Source organism: Deltaproteobacteria bacterium (assembly GCA_016930875.1).
In the GTDB taxonomy this organism is placed as follows: Bacteria; Desulfobacterota; Desulfobacteria; order Desulfobacterales.
This window is the reverse complement of the sequence record JAFGFW010000026.1, coordinates 14,130-30,660: the sequence shown is the minus strand read 5'-3', so window position 1 is coordinate 30,660 and position 16,531 is coordinate 14,130. Positions and strand designations below refer to the sequence as shown.

The 16,531-nt window shown below is 48.8% G+C and carries 16 protein-coding genes; all 16 read left to right on the top strand.

Features of this window, described 5'->3' with window-relative positions; genetic code table 11:
• The first annotated feature begins 3 nt into the window (after positions 1 to 3).
• The 16 genes from lpxD to JW883_02705 all read left to right on the top strand — a co-directional run bounded on the left by lpxD (position 4) and on the right by JW883_02705 (position 16,530).
• A complete protein-coding gene (lpxD, locus tag JW883_02780; GenBank protein ID MBN1841191.1) occupies positions 4 to 1,026 on the top strand; it encodes a UDP-3-O-(3-hydroxymyristoyl)glucosamine N-acyltransferase in 1,023 nt (340 codons plus the stop codon).
• Positions 1,027 to 1,048: 22 nt separating this feature from the next.
• On the top strand, positions 1,049 to 1,495 hold the full coding sequence (gene fabZ / locus JW883_02775; GenBank protein MBN1841190.1) for a 3-hydroxyacyl-ACP dehydratase FabZ: 447 nt from the start codon (positions 1,049 to 1,051) through the stop codon (positions 1,493 to 1,495).
• Positions 1,492 to 2,265 carry an acyl-ACP--UDP-N-acetylglucosamine O-acyltransferase gene (gene lpxA / locus JW883_02770; protein ID MBN1841189.1) on the top strand — a complete coding sequence of 258 codons (774 nt, stop codon included), beginning with the start codon at positions 1,492 to 1,494 and terminating at the stop codon, positions 2,263 to 2,265. Before fabZ ends, lpxA begins: the two co-directional genes overlap by 4 nt.
• 21 nt (positions 2,266 to 2,286) lie before the next feature.
• A complete protein-coding gene (lpxI, locus tag JW883_02765) occupies positions 2,287 to 3,087 on the top strand; it encodes a UDP-2,3-diacylglucosamine diphosphatase LpxI (protein ID MBN1841188.1) in 801 nt (266 codons plus the stop codon).
• Positions 3,088 to 3,459: 372 nt separating this feature from the next.
• A complete protein-coding gene (locus JW883_02760) occupies positions 3,460 to 4,422 on the top strand; it encodes a Gfo/Idh/MocA family oxidoreductase (GenBank protein MBN1841187.1) in 963 nt (320 codons plus the stop codon).
• Positions 4,423 to 4,512: 90 nt separating this feature from the next.
• Positions 4,513 to 5,649, top strand: a complete 1,137-nt coding sequence (lpxB, locus tag JW883_02755; protein MBN1841186.1) for a lipid-A-disaccharide synthase — start codon at positions 4,513 to 4,515, stop codon at positions 5,647 to 5,649.
• An 11-nt stretch (positions 5,650 to 5,660) separates the two neighbouring features.
• Complete coding sequence (locus JW883_02750) at positions 5,661 to 6,338, top strand: lysophospholipid acyltransferase family protein (GenBank protein ID MBN1841185.1); 678 nt, start codon at positions 5,661 to 5,663, stop codon at positions 6,336 to 6,338.
• Between the two features lie 32 nt (positions 6,339 to 6,370).
• Positions 6,371 to 8,095, top strand: a complete 1,725-nt coding sequence (gene msbA / locus JW883_02745) for a lipid A export permease/ATP-binding protein MsbA (protein MBN1841184.1) — start codon at positions 6,371 to 6,373, stop codon at positions 8,093 to 8,095.
• 109 nt (positions 8,096 to 8,204) lie between these two features.
• Positions 8,205 to 9,449, top strand: coding sequence for a 3-deoxy-D-manno-octulosonic acid transferase (locus tag JW883_02740; GenBank protein MBN1841183.1), 1,245 nt, complete (start codon positions 8,205 to 8,207; stop codon positions 9,447 to 9,449).
• 79 nt (positions 9,450 to 9,528) lie between these two features.
• The gene (lpxK, locus tag JW883_02735) at positions 9,529 to 10,752 is read left to right on the top strand and encodes a tetraacyldisaccharide 4'-kinase (GenBank protein ID MBN1841182.1); all 1,224 of its coding nucleotides are present in this window, start codon (positions 9,529 to 9,531) and stop codon (positions 10,750 to 10,752) included.
• A 131-nt stretch (positions 10,753 to 10,883) separates the two neighbouring features.
• Entirely contained in the window at positions 10,884 to 11,771 is an 888-nt protein-coding gene (locus JW883_02730; protein MBN1841181.1) for a lysophospholipid acyltransferase family protein, read from the top strand.
• A gap of 206 nt (positions 11,772 to 11,977) precedes the next feature.
• The gene (gene waaF / locus JW883_02725) at positions 11,978 to 13,060 is read left to right on the top strand and encodes a lipopolysaccharide heptosyltransferase II (GenBank protein MBN1841180.1); all 1,083 of its coding nucleotides are present in this window, start codon (positions 11,978 to 11,980) and stop codon (positions 13,058 to 13,060) included.
• Positions 13,061 to 13,064: 4 nt separating this feature from the next.
• The gene (gene waaF / locus JW883_02720; protein MBN1841179.1) at positions 13,065 to 14,111 is read left to right on the top strand and encodes a lipopolysaccharide heptosyltransferase II; all 1,047 of its coding nucleotides are present in this window, start codon (positions 13,065 to 13,067) and stop codon (positions 14,109 to 14,111) included.
• Between the two features lie 104 nt (positions 14,112 to 14,215).
• Positions 14,216 to 15,169: an NAD-dependent epimerase/dehydratase family protein gene (locus JW883_02715; protein MBN1841178.1), complete on the top strand. Its 954-nt coding sequence runs from the start codon at positions 14,216 to 14,218 to the stop codon at positions 15,167 to 15,169.
• Between the two features lie 257 nt (positions 15,170 to 15,426).
• The gene (locus tag JW883_02710; GenBank protein ID MBN1841177.1) at positions 15,427 to 15,603 is read left to right on the top strand and encodes a Trm112 family protein; all 177 of its coding nucleotides are present in this window, start codon (positions 15,427 to 15,429) and stop codon (positions 15,601 to 15,603) included.
• A complete protein-coding gene (locus tag JW883_02705) occupies positions 15,604 to 16,530 on the top strand; it encodes a glycosyltransferase family 2 protein (GenBank protein ID MBN1841176.1) in 927 nt (308 codons plus the stop codon).
• The last annotated feature ends 1 nt before the right edge of the window (position 16,531 follow it).

The following is a 16,531-nucleotide window of genomic DNA, read 5'->3' as shown; positions in this document are numbered from 1 at the left end:
AGAATGGAACTGCCTGTCCGGAAGATTGCTGATTTGGTCGAGGGGGAACTCGTGGGCCCCGGTGATTGCATCATTCGCGGTGTTGCAGGGTTTGACGAAGCCGGTCCGGATGATATTAGTTTTGCCGCATCCGCGGATTACAAGAAACGGATTGATGAAACCAGGGCCAGCGCAGTGATTGTTCCGTTGGAGATTCACGAGGCTAATAAGATCCTTGTGCGGGTCGCAAATCCCTATTTGGCCTTGGCAAAGGTTTCGAGCTTGTTCCACACGCTTCCTCAATCCGGGATTGGAATCAGCCATCAGGCCAGTGTGGGCAAAAACTTCAGGTGCGGCAAGGAAATCTCAGCATATCCGGGTGTATTCATTGGAGATGATGTGACCCTGGGTGATCGCGTCACTTTGTATCCTGGAGTCGTAATTGGCAGCAGCGTGGAGATGGGAAATGATGTGGTTGTCAATCCCAATGTATCCATTCTGAAAGGCTGTCAAATCGGCAACAGGGTGGTCATCCATGCGGGTGCTGTAATCGGGAGCGATGGCTTTGGCTTTGCCTCTGATGGCGACAAGTACTATAAGATTCCTCAAACCGGTATTGTGCGTATTGATGATGATGTTGAGATTGGGGCTTGCAATACCATCGACCGGGCCACCTTTGGGCGGACCTGGATCAAACGGGGCGTAAAGACTGATAATCTCGTCCATATTGCACACAATGTTGTCGTGGGCGAGGATACGGTGCTTGTTGCGCAAGTTGGCATTTCAGGCAGTGTGACGATTGGAGACCACGCTATCCTTGCTGGGCAGGCCGGGGTGGCGCAACATCTCACCATTGGAAACCGTGTGATTGTGGGTGGGCAATCGGGGGTCGGCAAATCGATACCTGACGGTGTGATTGTTTCCGGGAGCCCGAGCATGCCTCATCGGTTGTGGTTGAAGACATCGAATATCATTACAAAGCTGCCGGATATGAAAAAGAAGATTAGAGAGCTGGAAAGGCGAATTGAGGAACTGGAGGAATCATAGGAAGCGCCTAAAGGAATGACATATGGAAACGGTATATGACATCAGAAAGATCATGGAGTTGTTGCCCCACAGATACCCGTTTATTCTGGTTGATCGGGTCGTAGAGATAGAGCCAGACAAACGTATCGTTGCGCTAAAAAACGTGACCATGAATGAACCGTTTTTCCAGGGCCACTTTCCGGGGACCCCTGTTATGCCAGGTGTGCTCATTGTTGAGGCTATGGCGCAGGCAGGCGGTGTCCTTGTGTACGCTTCGCTTCCGGAGGATAAGAGGAAAGGTGGCATCTATTTTATGGGCATTGACAAGGCGCGTTTCAGAAAACCGGTCGTTCCCGGAGACCAGCTCGACATTGAGGTAGTCTGGACCAAGAGACGCGGCAATGTTTCCAGAATGTCGGGCAAGGCTACTGTGCACCGAAGACTCGTTGCGGAGGCAGAAGTGATGGCCATGATAGGAGAAAACTCATGATACATGCCACGGCCGTGGTTGATCCTAGCGCTGAGATAGATGCCGATGTTGAAATCGGGCCCTATTCTGTCATAGCCGGTGATGTTCAGATACATGCCGGCGCCACAATCGGCTCCCATGTGACGATTGACCGGTACACAACCATTGGGCAGAATTGTAAGATATTTCAACACGCAGCAATTGGCGCCGTGCCTCAGGCCGTAAGATACAAAGGGGAAAAGACATTCGTAAAAATCGGTCGTGGAACGATTATTCGAGAATTCGTGACAATTCACAGGGGAACCGAGTTCGGCGGGGGAATCACTGAAATTGGGGAAGAGAATTTCTTGATGGCCTATACCCACATAGCCCATGATTGTTCCACGGGCCGCAAGGTGATTTTTGCCAATGCCGCAAGCCTGGGTGGCCACATTCAGGTGGGGGACTTTGCGACCGTGGGCGCTTTTGTTGCTGTCCATCAGTTTGTGCGGATTGGAGATTATGCCTTTGTTGGGGCTGTCAGCGGTGTGACAAAAGATATCCCGCCCTACGTGCTTGCCTCAGGCTCGCCACGGGCGAAACTTCACGGAATGAATATCGTAGGGCTGAAGCGGCATCATTTTGAAGCGGAGAAGATTCGGGCCCTGAAAAGGGCCTACCGCATTTTGTTCCGCCTGGGGTTGACCCTGAACGAAGCAATGGAGAGGGTCGTCGCGGAGGTCGATCAAATCCCGGAGGTTGTTGCATTAATAGAGTTCATCAAGTCTTCTCAACGGGGGATAACAAGGTAAGGTTGGTCACCAGTGACTACTATGAAACGTGTGGGACTCATTGCGGGGAGCGGACAGTTCCCCATTATTTTTTCAAAGGCAGCCAGGGAAAAGGGTTTGCAGGTATACGCCGTTGCCCATGCTGGAGAAACAGAGCCTCGATTGGAGACCTTTGTTGAGGCGATAAAGTGGATCAAGTTAGGGCAACTGAAATCCCTTATTGCCTTCTTTAACGGTCATGGCGTAAAGGATGCGGCAATGGCGGGGGCAATAACAAAGACCAGGATGTTTTCAGATGTCAGGCCGGACCTAAGAGCCCTGAAAGTTCTGGCCAGTGTGAATCACACACAAGATGATGGCATCCTGCGAGCCTTTGCCGGAGAGTTGGAAAAAGAAGGGATTGTTATCCGCGCAGCCACTTTTTTGCTCCCGGAACTCTTGGCCCGGAACGGATGCTGGACACAGAGAAAACCCTCCAGGTCTGAAATGGCTGATGTGCGTTTCGGATGGAGCATAGTCAAGGAGATTGGCAGGTTAGATATTGGCCAGACTGTAGTGGTTCGCGACGGGTCGGTGATGGCGGTTGAAGCAATTGACGGTACGGATGCCACTATACGGCGAGGAGGGCAGCTGGGACGGGAAAAAACGGTAGTTGTGAAAGCGAGCAAGCCCAACCAGGATATGAGATTTGATATGCCTGCCGTGGGTGTCGAGACTGTTCAGATCATGAGTGATGTCGGCGCTTCTGTATTGGCTGTTGAGGCAGCGAAGACCGTGGTTTTTGATGCGGAAGAGATGGTGGCGCTTGCCGATCAGCACGGAATTGCCATTATAGCTCTGTGAGTGAAAAAATGCCTAGAATGAGCTAACGTGCCTAAATTTGGGTGTAATTGTTACCAATTCAGGAATTGTAAATTTGATGAACCCGCAAAAAGTCAAAAAATGTATTTTTTGTCATTCCGGCCCGTCGAGAGCCTCAGGGTCGAACGACGAAAGCCGGAATCCAGTTTAGTCAGCTAGTTACGAAGGCTCTGGACTCCGGTTTTCACCGGAGTGACGACTTTTTATGACTTCATCAAATTTGGGAATTGAAGGAATTGTGTCTGATTTTAGTTCATTAGTTCCTGAATTCTTTTGATTTTTGGCATTTTAGGCACTTTAGCTCACTTTAGCATTCTGTATCTTAGTGTAGATACTCTATATTTTGAGAGGGTCATGGAAGCAATACGTGTAGGCGTAATAGGAGTCGGATATCTGGGCAAGTTTCATGCCGAGAAGTATGCCCGCATGAAGGACGTTAGGCTTGTGGGGGTGGCGGACATCATTTCCGAAAGGGCCCAAAGCGTTGCAAAACGGCTTGAAACCGAGTCGTTTGCTGATTACCGGGATTTCATGGGCAAGGTCGATGCAGTGAGCGTTGTTGTGCCTACGCCGCTTCATTTTGCCATTAGCCGTGATTTCCTGGAAAACAATGTGGATATTTTGGTTGAAAAGCCCATAACAGAAACCCTTGAAGAAGCAGATGCCCTGATACAAATGGCAGATTCGCGTGGTTCGATCATCCAGGTCGGTCACCTTGAGCGATTTAATCCCGCAGTCGTAGCCTTGAGGAACGTCGTAAGCATGCCCTTGTTCATAGAGTCACACCGTTTGAGTATTTTTAATGAACGGGGAACCGAAGTGGACGTTGTTTTGGATTTGATGATCCATGACATCGATATAATACTGAATCTTGTCAAGTCCGAACTCAAGAGCATTCAAGCGGCTGGCGTTCCGGTCGTGTCTCCGCGCGTGGACATTGCAAACGCTCGCTTGGTTTTTGAAAACGGTTGTGTTGCCAACGTGACTGCCAGCCGTATTTCGATGAAAAACATGCGAAAAATACGGATCTTTCAGAAGGACACTTACGTCTCCGTGGATTATGCGGGCTCAAGCATTACGATTATCCGCAAGGATGGTCAGGGGGCAGGCCTGCCGATTCCCGGGATGTCCATGGAACGATCATCCTTTGAAAAAGCCGATTCTTTACAGTCTGAGCTGGGGGCATTTGTCGAGTCAGTGAAGAGTCGACAGGCTCCACTGGTTTCAGCGCGTGATGGGCGGAATGCTCTGTGTGTTGCTTTGGGCGTCATTGAGCAGATTGAGGAAAGTAGCAGGAAGATCTTGACAGAGCCCTGATCCATTGGTTGCGTGGTTTCATAAAAGCCTTTGACCCAAACCGAGCCTCACAACAATCTTCGAAACTCCAAGTCTCGAGTCTTATTTCACATGGACGGAAAACGAAAAATCATGATTGTCGCCGGGGAAGCCTCCGGCGACATGCACGGTGCAGGTCTAGTGAAGGAAATGCAGAGACTCAACCCCAGGCTTGAGTTCTTCGGCATAGGTGGCAGCGCCCTTCGGCAAGCAGGGGTTCGCATAAGGGTTGACAATGCGCAAATGGCTGTCGTCGGGGTTTCCGAGGCCTTACTGAAGCTCAGGGTGCTTCTGAACGCCCTGGGAGTCGCAAAAAAAGACTTGAGAGGAATGCATCCTGATCTTCTCATTGTAATCGATTTTCCGGATTTTAACCTGCGTGTTGCCACGATGGCCAGAAAGATGGGCGTTCCTGTTCTGTACTACATTAGTCCCCAGATATGGGCATGGCGCACAGGCAGGGTGAAAAAGATCAAGAAGGTAGTTGATCACATGGTGGTGATCTTCCCTTTTGAGGTGGATTTTTACAAGAGATGGCACGTCCCTGTGACTTTTGTTGGGCATCCTTTGCTGGACAGTATGTCATCAAGGATGGCCGGGGAGAAAAAGCAGAATCTTGGGGGCAGAGGCCGGCTAATAGGGCTGTTGCCAGGTAGCCGAAACGAAGAGGTTATGCGCCTCCTTCCCACTATGGTACAAGTGGCAGATGTTGTGTCGGAACATATTCCAGATATCCAGTTTGCCATACCTGTGGCGTCTTCGGTAGATAGGTCCTTGGTGGAATCTATAGCCAGGAATGGGGCTGCCAGGATTCTAGTCCTTTCTGATAGGCTTCGAGACGTATTGGAAGAGGCCACATTGCTCATAACAGCTTCCGGGACCGTAACGTTGGAGGCGGCTATAGCAGGTACGCCCATGATCATCGTGTACAAAGTCTCGGGGCTGAGTTACTGGCTTGGAAAGTGCCTGATACACGTTAAACATATTGGTTTGGCCAATTTGGTAGCTGGAAAATCGATTGTGCCTGAACTAATTCAACATCAGGTTTCAGCCGAAAAGATTGCTCGTAAGGCCTTGAATCTGCTCAGTGATGACAGCGCCCTTGCTGAGATGCGGCGTGCACTGGGCTGCGTTGCGCAGCTTTTGGGCGCTCCAGGCGCCTCGAAGCGGGCTGCAGAGGTTGCGATGGGTCTACTTTCGAGCAGCTAAGTTGTTACCACATGATTAACAAATCAGATCAAAGGGTTGGACTGAAGTGGTGGCTGGTTGGCTGGCTGGGCAAGGGCTTGGTCGATTTGACTTGCAGTACTACGCGGATTGAGGTTATTGGTTTTGAGAATGTCAGGGGAAACATCGAGTCCGGAAAATTCATCTTGGCCTTTTGGCATTCCAGGATATTGATGATCTCTCACATTTTCAAGGGTTGGGGCGGGGTCGCACTTGTCAGCAGGTCAGAAGACGGGGAGATCATTGCTCAGATACTTCACCGTCAGGGCCAGGAGACGATCCGCGGGTCTACTTCACGAAATGCCGTTCGAGCGCTGGCAAGGTTAATCAAGGTTCTTAAGGAAGAGATCCGTCCCGGAGCCATGATTCCGGATGGTCCAAGGGGGCCGCGGTTCAAGGTTCAGCCCGGAGTCATAGCGTTGGCTCAAAAAACAGGATACCCGATTGTGCCCGTAAGCTACAGCGCTAAGAGATTGAAGGTGTTTGCCAGTTGGGATCGCTTTATCCTGCCCTATCCATTCAACAAAAGCCGGGTTATTTATGGAACGTCAATTTACGTTCCGTTGGAACTCGACTCAGAGGCTAGAGAGCATTGCAGGCTGATGCTCGAAGAGGAACTCAATCGGATTACAAAGACTGTAGATAGCTATTATGGCCATCAAATAGACTAGCTGTGAAAAAGCGAAACAATACAGATTTGTCAATGATATATCATCGGATTTTGGTGTTTGTGAAGCCCTATTGGTTTCGTCTGCTCATGGCCATGATGTGCATGATATTGGTGGCAAGCCTTACTGCTGCGATGGCCTATACCATAAAACCCGTGGTGGATGAGATCTTCATGGAAAAGGACATGGCGAAGTTAAAATTTCTGCCCTTTGTCATTGTCTTGCTTTTCGTGATGAAAGGAAGCTGCGAATTTGGGCAGGGATATCTCATGAACTATGTGGGGCTCAGTATCATCAAACGACTCCGCGACGAGCTTTATAGTCACATCCAGATGTTACCCTTGTCCTTTTTCCACAAACAGGAGACGGGCGTCTTGATGGCAAGGATTATGAACGACGTCAGTATTCTTAAAGAGATGGTGTCCAATGCCATTACGGCCGTGATAAAGGAATTCTTCACCATTGTCTTCTTGCTCGGACTGATTTTCTACCAAGACTGGAAGCTGGCCCTGATTGCCATAGTGGTCCTTCCTTTTGCTACTATCCCCATTGTTAAGTTCGGAAGACGGATGCGGAAACTGAGTACCCGGTGCCAGGAAAGTGTAGCCGGTGTGAGTTCCCTGCTTCATGAGACCTTTACGGGCAACAAGATTGTAAAGGCCTTTGGGATGGAGCCTTATGAGAACAGACGTTTTTTTGAAAAGACCCTGGTGTTATTCACCTATGAAATGAAAGCCGTGGCAGTCCGATGTGTTTCTTCACCTGTCATGGCGTTGCTGGGTGGCGTGGGTATTGCTTTTGTCGTTTTCTACGGCGGACATGGGGTCGTCACGGGGGTTTCCACACCCGGGACCTTTTTCTCCTTTATCACTGCAGTGATGATGTTGTATGACCCTATCAGAAAGCTCAGCCCCTTGAACAATACCATACAGGAAGGCTTGGCTGCGGCTGTTCGAATCTTTGACATCCTCGATACGGAATCGGAAATCATAGACAGGCAAGACGCAGGGGCGCTTGAGTCAGGACATCATGGGGTGGTTTTCAGGAACGTATCCTTCAAGTATGAAGACCAAATGGTCTTAAGAAATATCAACCTGGAGGTCAAAAGCGGCAGGGTCATAGCACTGGTAGGCATGAGCGGAGGTGGAAAGACCACGTTGGTGAACTTGATTCCTCGGTTCTATGACGTCACAGACGGGGCTGTACTCATTGATGAGCATGATGTCCAGGATGTCACCATTGCCTCGCTTCGCAGCCAGATTGGAATCGTGACTCAAGACCCCATTCTTTTTAATGATACTATTGGAAACAATATAGCTTATGGCAACATTGACGCAGCAGAGTCCGACATCATTGCGGCGGCCAAGGCCGCCTATGCCTATGATTTCATAGAGTCTTTTCCGGAAAAATTTGGCACCATCGTTGGGGAGCAGGGTGTGCGGCTTTCCGGGGGGGAAAAGCAACGCATTTGCATTGCCCGCGCGCTCTTAAAGGACGCTCCCATACTGATCCTGGATGAGGCAACGTCTTCATTGGATACGGAGTCTGAACAGGCTGTTCAGGGGGCCCTTGAGAACCTCATGAAGGGTCGCACAACCTTTGTCATTGCCCACAGACTTTCCACGATCCGTCACGCTGATCGGATCATCGTAGTTGTGGACGGTAAGATTGTCGAGGAGGGAACGCATGAAGACCTCTTGGCTCTCCTAGGCGAGTATCACAAGCTTTATGAACTGCAGTTTGAAGATAACAATCAATAGAATCGCTTATATAAAATCGCTTTGCGATTTTATATAAGGCGGCTACGCCGCCAAGAAGGATCAAGCCCTGATTCTTGCATATAACATTTTGTTTTTTTTAGGCACTGTGTTGGCCTTTCCGCTTGTCTTGGTTAATGTCCTGACCTCTGAGAAGAGAAAAAAGACAGTTTTGAGGCGCTTGGGGATACAATCCCTCGTCAGGACGTCTGCGATAAGGCCGGTATGGGTTCATGCCCTTTCCGTAGGTGAGGTGTTAGCCTCTGTTCCCCTAGTAAAAAGGCTTAGAAAGACTTATTACAATCGTCCCCTCGTTTTTTCGGTTTCAACTCTTACCGGTCATGAGATGGCAAAAAAGCTGTTGGTAAGTGATGTTGATTCAATCTTCTTTTTTCCTTACGATTTTCTCTGGTCTGTAAGGAAGGCAATTCGGAATGTAACTCCTTCCTTGTTTTTTCTCGTTGAATCAGACATCTGGCCGAACTTCCTGTATGAGATGAAGAGGCGGCAGATCCCCACTATTTTGGTTAACGGCAGGATTTCGCCAACATCTTTTTCCGGATACAAGCGCCTTTCTTTCTTCATGAGATCAGTTTTTTCTTGGATATCGGTCATTTGTGCCCAATCCGAGTTGGATGCGGAAAGATTTGAGTCGATCGGAGCTCCTCAAGAGAAGATGAGGATAACGGGAAACCTCAAGTTTGATCAGGAAATCGATTGTGTGTCCAGTAATGAGATAGAGAGTTCAAGACAATCCCTGAAGATAGCGCCTGGCTACAAGATTCTCGTGGCTGGCAGCACGCACGAAGGAGAAGAGTCCATTCTTTTTGATATTTTTTGCAGATTGAAAAGGAAGTTCCATAAGCTGGTCCTTGTGATTGCGCCAAGAAACCCTGAGCGCGCGAGCGCTGTCTGCAGACTGGCTGCGCCCTCCGGACGAACTGTGGCCCTGATGAACGGGTTGAAGCAAGTTTCCTCAGCGGGTGCGATCGATGTGATTGTGGTGGACGCAATGGGTGTACTGGGGCGATTGTATGCTCTTGCAGATATCGCTTTTGTTGGGGGGAGTTTGGTGAGGTCCGGCGGGCACAATCCGCTGGAACCTGCGGCGCTGGGGAAACCGATCCTCTTTGGCCCTGATATGAGTGATTTCTCGTCAATAGCCGAAATGCTCATTGAATCCGGGGGGGCGATTCGAGTAAGCGATGGTGAAGGACTTTTTCGAGAAGTAACTGCTCTTCTGAGGGACAATAACAAAGCAAGACGAATGGGGGAGCGTGCCTCTGAGGTGTTTCAAAGCAATAGAGGAGCTGTGGAAAGGACACTGAAGATCTCAGAAGGATTTCTAAAGACTTGAGGTAATAGTTCACCTATCAAAAAACAGACAGCTGAACTTGTACGACGTGAGTTTCCTTCGGAAAAAGATAGAATCTGTCATGATTCACGGAAGCGAGTCCCGATTTACATCGTTTTTCGAGATTTCCCTTTACCTCATTTCGCTTGCTTATGCTGGTACTGTAAGCCTGAGGGCCCTTTCTTACAAGAAAGGGATTTTGAAATCGAGAAGACTGCCGTGTACGGTAATATCCATAGGTAATGTCACTGTCGGCGGTACTGGAAAAACGCCATTGACAATCCACATGGCTGGTTTGCTGAGGGGTCTGGGCTACAAGGTGGCTGTGCTCAGCAGAGGCTACAAAGGATGCAAGGAAAAATCCGGCGGCGTTGTGAGTGACGGGCAAAGAATACACATGAGCCCTGAGGCAGCGGGTGATGAACCGTATCTCATGGCTCTCAAGCTCGACGGCGTGCCAGTGCTTGTGGGCAGGGATCGGTTTAAAATTGGCATGCTCGCAATTCGGGAATTTGGATCTGAAATACTTGTGTTGGATGACGCATTTCAGCATCTACAACTGGATCGGGATTTGGATCTTGTGCTGTTGGACGCTGTTTGCCCTTTTGGCAACGGCCATTTTCTCCCGAGAGGAATACTCAGAGAACCGTTAAGACAACTGGTACGTGGTGACGCATTTGTTCTAACGAGATCAGACCCTGTTGCTTTGCGTTCAGGCTCTCGGGTATTAAATACCTTGACAAAAGGCAGGCCTGTTTTTCAGTGTATGCATGTTCCCGACGTCCTGACTGAAGTCAAAACTTTGCCCTTTGCCAAGGGAGAGAAAGTTAGCTATGATCTTGATTTTTTAAAAGGACGGCGGGTCCTTGCTTTTTCCGGAATTGCCAGAAACGAAGACTTTCGAATGATGATCGAAAACCAGGGATGTGCCGTGGCAAGATTCCTCTCGTTTCCTGACCATCACAAGTATTCAGACGAGGATTTGGAGACGATTCGGCGATCAGCTGACCAGTCTGGTGTGGAACATGTGGTCACAACTGAGAAAGACTATGTCCGTATCTCTCATAGGGTTTCCTGGCCGATCAAACTCTTGGCGCTCGGGATAAGAGTTTCTTTTGGGGACGCAGAAAAAGCCTTTAGTAGCTATCTCTCGAAGAAGGTGCGTTCTTTGCGCGGTAACCGTTTACGGGCTCAGAGGTTCAGGGTTCACCGAAAAGCTGAGCCGACTTCGCCAAAGCACTGGCTGCGACGGCTGAAACCGTCCCGCCCGCCTCGGAAGCTTGGCGAGCGGGCAGGTGATTCGTGAGTTCTGACTGGAGAAGGCATGAGAATAGGTCGATTTGAGGATATTGAGGCATGGCAATTGGTCATTCGTGGTTTCATTAAGTACTTGCTGGCTTACGATCAAGGTCAACGAAAGAAAGGTAACCCTGAACAGTGAACTCTGAACCCGTGATTGCGACCTTGTTCGGGCTCTTAGGCCTTGTTCCGAGGAATTGGGCTTCGCGATTGAGTGATCTCATCGGGCATATCATATTTCTGGCTGACAAGAAGCACAGGAAGATTGCTCTGGATAACCTTTCCTATGCCTTTGCCAATGAGAAAAACCCAACAGAGATTAGGATACTCGGCCGACAGGTTTTTAAAAACCTCGTGCGGGTTGTGTTTGAGATAGGATGGTCCTTGAGGTTGGAGATAAAAGATTTTGACAAGCATTTCAGAATCGAAGGATTGTCCAACCTCAAGAGTGCGTATGAAAAGGACAAAGGAGTGCTAATCCTCACTGCTCACCTTGGCAACTGGGAACTTCTGACTATCATAGCGGCCATGATAGGTTATCCCACCAGCATTGTTGTTCGTCCGCTTGATTTCCTACCACTTGAGGGATTTTTTGGAAAACTGAGGACGCGTTTTGGCGGCAGACTGATCCCTAAGGATTCAATGCGGACGGTTTTGGGAAGCTTGAAACAACGAAATATAGTCGGATTACTAATGGACCAGAACGTTGATTGGTATGAAGGAGTTTTTGTCGACTTCCTTGGTCGCATATGCTGTACGAGTAAAGGGCTGGCGCTTCTGGCCCTAAAGACTAAAACGCCAGTGGTTCCGCTGTTTCTAGTGCGAGAGACATGGGGCTTCAAAGCAGAAGTTGGGCAGGAAGTCCCGCTTGTCAAGACCGGAGACATGAGAAAGGATATAGAAGCCAACACACAAGGGTATAACAGGGTTATCGAGTCCTTTGTTCGCCGCTATCCGGATCAGTGGTTCTGGGTCCATCAGCGTTGGAAAACAAGACCGTATTGCCCTTGGCCAAGAGAGCAGTAGTCAGTAGTTACTGGTCATTCGTTTGAAGAACGATACCTGATGCCAGATTAAGGATGCCGGATTCCTGACCAGGAAAGACAAATGTCTATATTCACTAACAGGAGCAAATCACCTTTTTTCGTTATTGCGTGCTTTGCGGCATTCGCCTTGAGGACATCACGTGGTAATTTTTCTTTCTTGGTTCCTGATCTTTCATGGATGGTTTGATGTCAAGAACCAGACTCGATTGTTGCAAGATCAAGCGTCTTCTCATCCGTTCCACCAACTGGGTCGGAGATGCCATTCTCACCACTCCAGCGATTCGGGCAGTTCGTAAGAGTTTCCCAGATGCCGAGATCACCATTCTGGCCAAGCCCTGGGTAGCTCCCGTTTTTTGCAATAATCCCTATGTTGATAACATCTTGCAGTACGATGATGGAGGGAGGCACGCAGGTTGGCTGGGAAAAGTTCGCCTTTCAAAGGAGTTGCGCAGGAGTGGTTTTGACCTGGCTATTCTTTTGCAGAACGCCTTTGAGGCCGCTCTTCTGGCCTATCTTGCCGGGATTCCGAATAGGCTCGGTTACAATACTGACGGCCGGCGGTTTTTGCTTACAAACTCTATTCGTCTTGATCCCGGTTTTAAGCAGGTCCATGAAATAGAATATTATCTTGGCATTCTTAAGGGAGCCGGACTAAAACCTGACGGGAGAGATCTCACCTTGGTGGTGAGCGGGCAGGATCGCAGGTTAGCGGGTGAGGTCCTGGCCAGACACAGTATTTCAAAACAACAGACATTGGTAGGAATCAGCCCCGGGGCCACATATGGCTCAGCCAAGCGTTGGTTTCCGGACCGCTTCGCCAGCCTGTGTGACAGGATACAGGAGTCCTCCGAGGCGAAGATAGTGATTTTTGGTGGACCCAGCGAACAAGCCGTGGGAGAGCAGGTCTGTCAACTAATGAAGGGTAAATCCGTAAATCTTTGTGGCAAGACAAACCTTCGTGATGCTGTGGCCCTAATTGAAAAATGTCAGCTCTTCATAACAAACGATTCCGGCTTGATGCATGTGGCAGCAGCCCTTGACATTCCTTTGGTCGCAATATTTGGTTCCACCAACCCGATCACAACAGGACCCAGCAGTCGGAGGAGCCACATTGTTCGCGTGCCGGTCCCGTGTAGCCCGTGTCTTAAGACTGAGTGTCCCACAGACCATCGGTGCATGAAGGCGATAACGGTTGATATGGTCTATGCCGTTGCTGAGGAACTGCTTGTTGAGAATAACGGTCAGCGGTCATTGGTCGCTGGTCATTAGCCCCATGAACATATTGATTGTCAAGATGAGCGCCATCGGAGACGTTATCCATACGCTGCCTGCTTTAAATGCCCTGAGGGCGCATTTCCCCGATGCCCACATTGCGTGGCTCGTGGAAGAGGCCGCATCTCCTCTTGTTGAGGGCCATCAGGCCCTTGACCGGGTTCTGATCTCAAAGCGAAAAAGCTGGGTCAGAGGTCTATTGGGGCCTTCGGGTCTTGACAATATCAGGGAGGCATACTCTTTTGTAAAGGAAATCCGGGATACGAGATATGATATCGTGCTAGATTTTCAGAGTTTGCTCAAAAGTGGCGTTCTGATCGGATTGGTCAGGGCAAAGCGCAAAATCGGATATGACAAAGGCATGGAACATATGGAACACAGTTATCATTTTCTCAATGAACGTGTTCCGCCCGTTAATATGGATATTCACGCTCTTACCAGGGGCATGATGCTTCTCGAATTCTTGGGGATCCAGTCCCGTAAGATTGTATACGATCTTCCCATTGGCGATCGTGATCGCGCCATGGCTGATGACCTTCTGGTTCGACACGGACTGAGGGGCCATAGACCACTCGTGCTGATCCATCCTGTGGCCAAATGGGAGACAAAGCTTTGGGGTGCCCGCAAGTTTTCCATATTGACTGACAGGTTGATTGAACAATATAATGCCAGGGTGGCCTTTACGGGAAGCCAGGGAGATCGCACCATCATTCAGGACATGATATCCATGATGAAAGGTGAGGCTGTGAACCTTGCCGGAGATACGACGTTGAAAACCCTGGGCGCGCTGTACGAAAAATCCGATTTGCTCATTTCAACTGACACCGGGCCAATGCATCTTGCTGCCGCAGTGGGAACTCCGATTGTTGCTCTTTTCGGACCAACTGCCCCGTGGAGAACCGGCCCCTTTGGGCCTGGCCATAAGGTTATAAGGGTTGGTCTGGAATGTAGTCCCTGCTTCAAACGGGAATGCACTACAAAGGATTGTATGGAGCAGATTTCTGTAGAAGACGTATTGGATGGCGTTGAAAAGCTCGGGGTTGTTTGAGTTTCTTTTTAACCACTTATCAGATGGTTTTGTTTTTCGTGCTTTCGTGGTAGATTTTGTTTCTCCTTTTGGGTTCCGTTTCGTAAGGGTTAGGAGAGAATCATATGAAATGCTTGGTTACCGGCGCTGCCGGGTTTATCGGATCCCATTTGTGTGAATACTTGATTGAAAAAGGATTGACTGTTGCGGGCATCGATAGTTTTATGGATTACTATCCCAGAGCCATTAAAGAATCAAATATTGCCGCCATAAGAAAAGCGGAAAGATTTCAATTCATCGAAGGAAGCCTTCTGGAAGTAAATCTCTTAAAACTATTGGACGGAGTTGACGTTGTCTTTCATCAAGCTGCCCAGGCCGGTGTGCGGGCGAGCTGGGGAGAGAGCTTTAAGATCTACACTGATAACAACATACTTGCGACACAGATGCTCCTTGAGGCATGCAAGCAAAGGCCGGTCAAGAAATTTGTTTACGCATCTTCATCTTCTGTTTATGGAGATACAACGGATCTTCCAATGAGAGAAACTTCCCTCCCCTGTCCGGTTTCTCCTTATGGTGTTTCCAAGTTGGCTGCTGAACATCTTTGCTGGCTTTACCACAAGAATTTTGGAGTGCCAACGGCTTCACTTCGTTATTTCACGGTTTATGGGACCCGGCAGAGGCCAGACATGGCGTTTCATCGTTTTTTTAGATGGGCGCTGGAGGGAAAAACTCTTGAGGTATATGGCGACGGCGAACAGAGCAGAGATTTCACTCATATTAACGACATCGTAGAAGCAAATTGGCTGGCATTTGAAAAGGCCTCGCCAGGAGAAGTGTTTAATATCGGAGGAGGCTCTTGCATTACCCTGAACAAGGTTATCGACATCATCAAAGAGATAGTGGGGTCGGAGTTGCAGGTGAATTATCAGGGAGTACAAAAGGGTGATGTAAGACACACCTCTGCGGACATGACCAAGGCAATAGAAACGCTGGGATACAGGCCCAAGATATCGATCCATGATGGTCTCCTGATGGAATATGAGTGGATTAAAGAGTTAGTTGAATGGTTGAGTAGTTGAGTGCTCATTTGTCCATGGAGAATCAATGCCATCAACTTAAGGAATTTTGTTCTGTCATTTCGAGGAGCATTGGCGACGAGAAATCTTTTAAATTCAAGCAGAACAAGATTTCTCCCTTCACTCGAAATGACAAAGCAGCATTGACCTGGGCTTAAGTTAGTACATTGAATGGAGAATACTGAATAGTGAGTAGTGAATAACCAGTGTCCACTCGACTATTCAACTACTCAACCATTTTTTAGAAAGGAGGTAAAGATATGGCAATCAGCCAAGAATTGCTGGACATTCTGGCCTGTCCCAAGTGCAAAGGGGGCATCTATCTTAATGAGACAAAAGATGGGCTTATCTGCGATAACTGTAAGCTCCTTTATGAAATCAAGGATGACATCCCAATTATGCTGATAGACGAGGCAAAACCGCTGGAGGGGAGTTGATTGGATATTTCTGTCGTTGTGGTCAATTGGAATACCCGGCAGCTGCTTTTGGCTTGTTTGACTTCTGTCTATGAAACTATCGATGGATTGGATTTCGAAATATGGGTGGTTGACAACGGATCTCAAGATGGGAGTGCAGAGGCTGTACAAAGTCAGCTCCCAGCGGTGAACATCATCAAAAACACAGAAAACTTGGGATTTGCAGCGGCAAACAACCAGGCCTTTCAGCGCATGAAAGGCCGTTACGCTGTCCTGCTCAATACCGATACTGTCCTGACGGAAGGAGCAATCCGCGAGCTGTACGTGTTCATAGAGGCCCACCCTGAAGTGGCCATGGCATGCGGGCAGTTGCTAAATAGCGATGGGTCCAAACAGAATTCCATTGCCAACTTTCCTTCATTCGGGTCGTTGCTTTGCAATGAAAGTTGTTTGCGGCTTTTGTTTCCCAAGAGATATCCAAGCAAGTACGAGAATTATGTAGACCCTATTCCTGTAGAATCTTGTGTTGGAGCATGTTTGATGGTTAGAAAGACGGCTATGGAAGCCGTAGGTCTTCTGGACGAAAGGTATTTCTTTTTCTTTGAGGAAACCGATTGGGCCAAAAGCATGAAGGATGCCGGATGGCAGATTTTTTTTGTGCCTTCTGCCAGAATATTCCATTTCCAGGGACAGACAGTGGGCCATGACGTGAGATCAAGATTCTTATTCTATCGTTCCAGATACATGTATCTCAAGAAATGGCATCGCCGTTCCTACGTGATCTTGTGTATGGCCATTTTTTTGCGGCTCTTGGCCAATGCCTTTTTGAACCTCATTGGCGTTGTGGGCACCTTGGGACTACATGCGGGAACGAAAAAGAGACTTGACATGTATGCAAGGCTCATTGCTTGGCATGTCAAGGGATGCCCGGAACCCAGCGTGAGGTAAC

Bases quoted from the DNA above. Each gene is read 5' to 3' on its own strand.
- lpxD (MBN1841191.1), top strand. From the start codon at position 4: ATGGAACTGCCTGTCCGGAAGATTGCTGATTTGGTCGAGGGGGAACTC.
- fabZ (MBN1841190.1), top strand. From the start codon at position 1,049: ATGGAAACGGTATATGACATCAGAAAGATCATGGAGTTGTTGCCCCAC.
- lpxA (MBN1841189.1), top strand. From the start codon at position 1,492: ATGATACATGCCACGGCCGTGGTTGATCCTAGCGCTGAGATAGATGCC.
- lpxI (MBN1841188.1), top strand. From the start codon at position 2,287: ATGAAACGTGTGGGACTCATTGCGGGGAGCGGACAGTTCCCCATTATT.
- JW883_02760 (MBN1841187.1), top strand. From the start codon at position 3,460: ATGGAAGCAATACGTGTAGGCGTAATAGGAGTCGGATATCTGGGCAAG.
- lpxB (MBN1841186.1), top strand. From the start codon at position 4,513: ATGGACGGAAAACGAAAAATCATGATTGTCGCCGGGGAAGCCTCCGGC.
- JW883_02750 (MBN1841185.1), top strand. From the start codon at position 5,661: ATGATTAACAAATCAGATCAAAGGGTTGGACTGAAGTGGTGGCTGGTT.
- msbA (MBN1841184.1), top strand. From the start codon at position 6,371: ATGATATATCATCGGATTTTGGTGTTTGTGAAGCCCTATTGGTTTCGT.
- lpxK (MBN1841182.1), top strand. From the start codon at position 9,529: ATGATTCACGGAAGCGAGTCCCGATTTACATCGTTTTTCGAGATTTCC.
- waaF (MBN1841180.1), top strand. From the start codon at position 11,978: ATGTCAAGAACCAGACTCGATTGTTGCAAGATCAAGCGTCTTCTCATC.
- waaF (MBN1841179.1), top strand. From the start codon at position 13,065: ATGAACATATTGATTGTCAAGATGAGCGCCATCGGAGACGTTATCCAT.
- JW883_02715 (MBN1841178.1), top strand. From the start codon at position 14,216: ATGAAATGCTTGGTTACCGGCGCTGCCGGGTTTATCGGATCCCATTTG.
- JW883_02710 (MBN1841177.1), top strand. From the start codon at position 15,427: ATGGCAATCAGCCAAGAATTGCTGGACATTCTGGCCTGTCCCAAGTGC.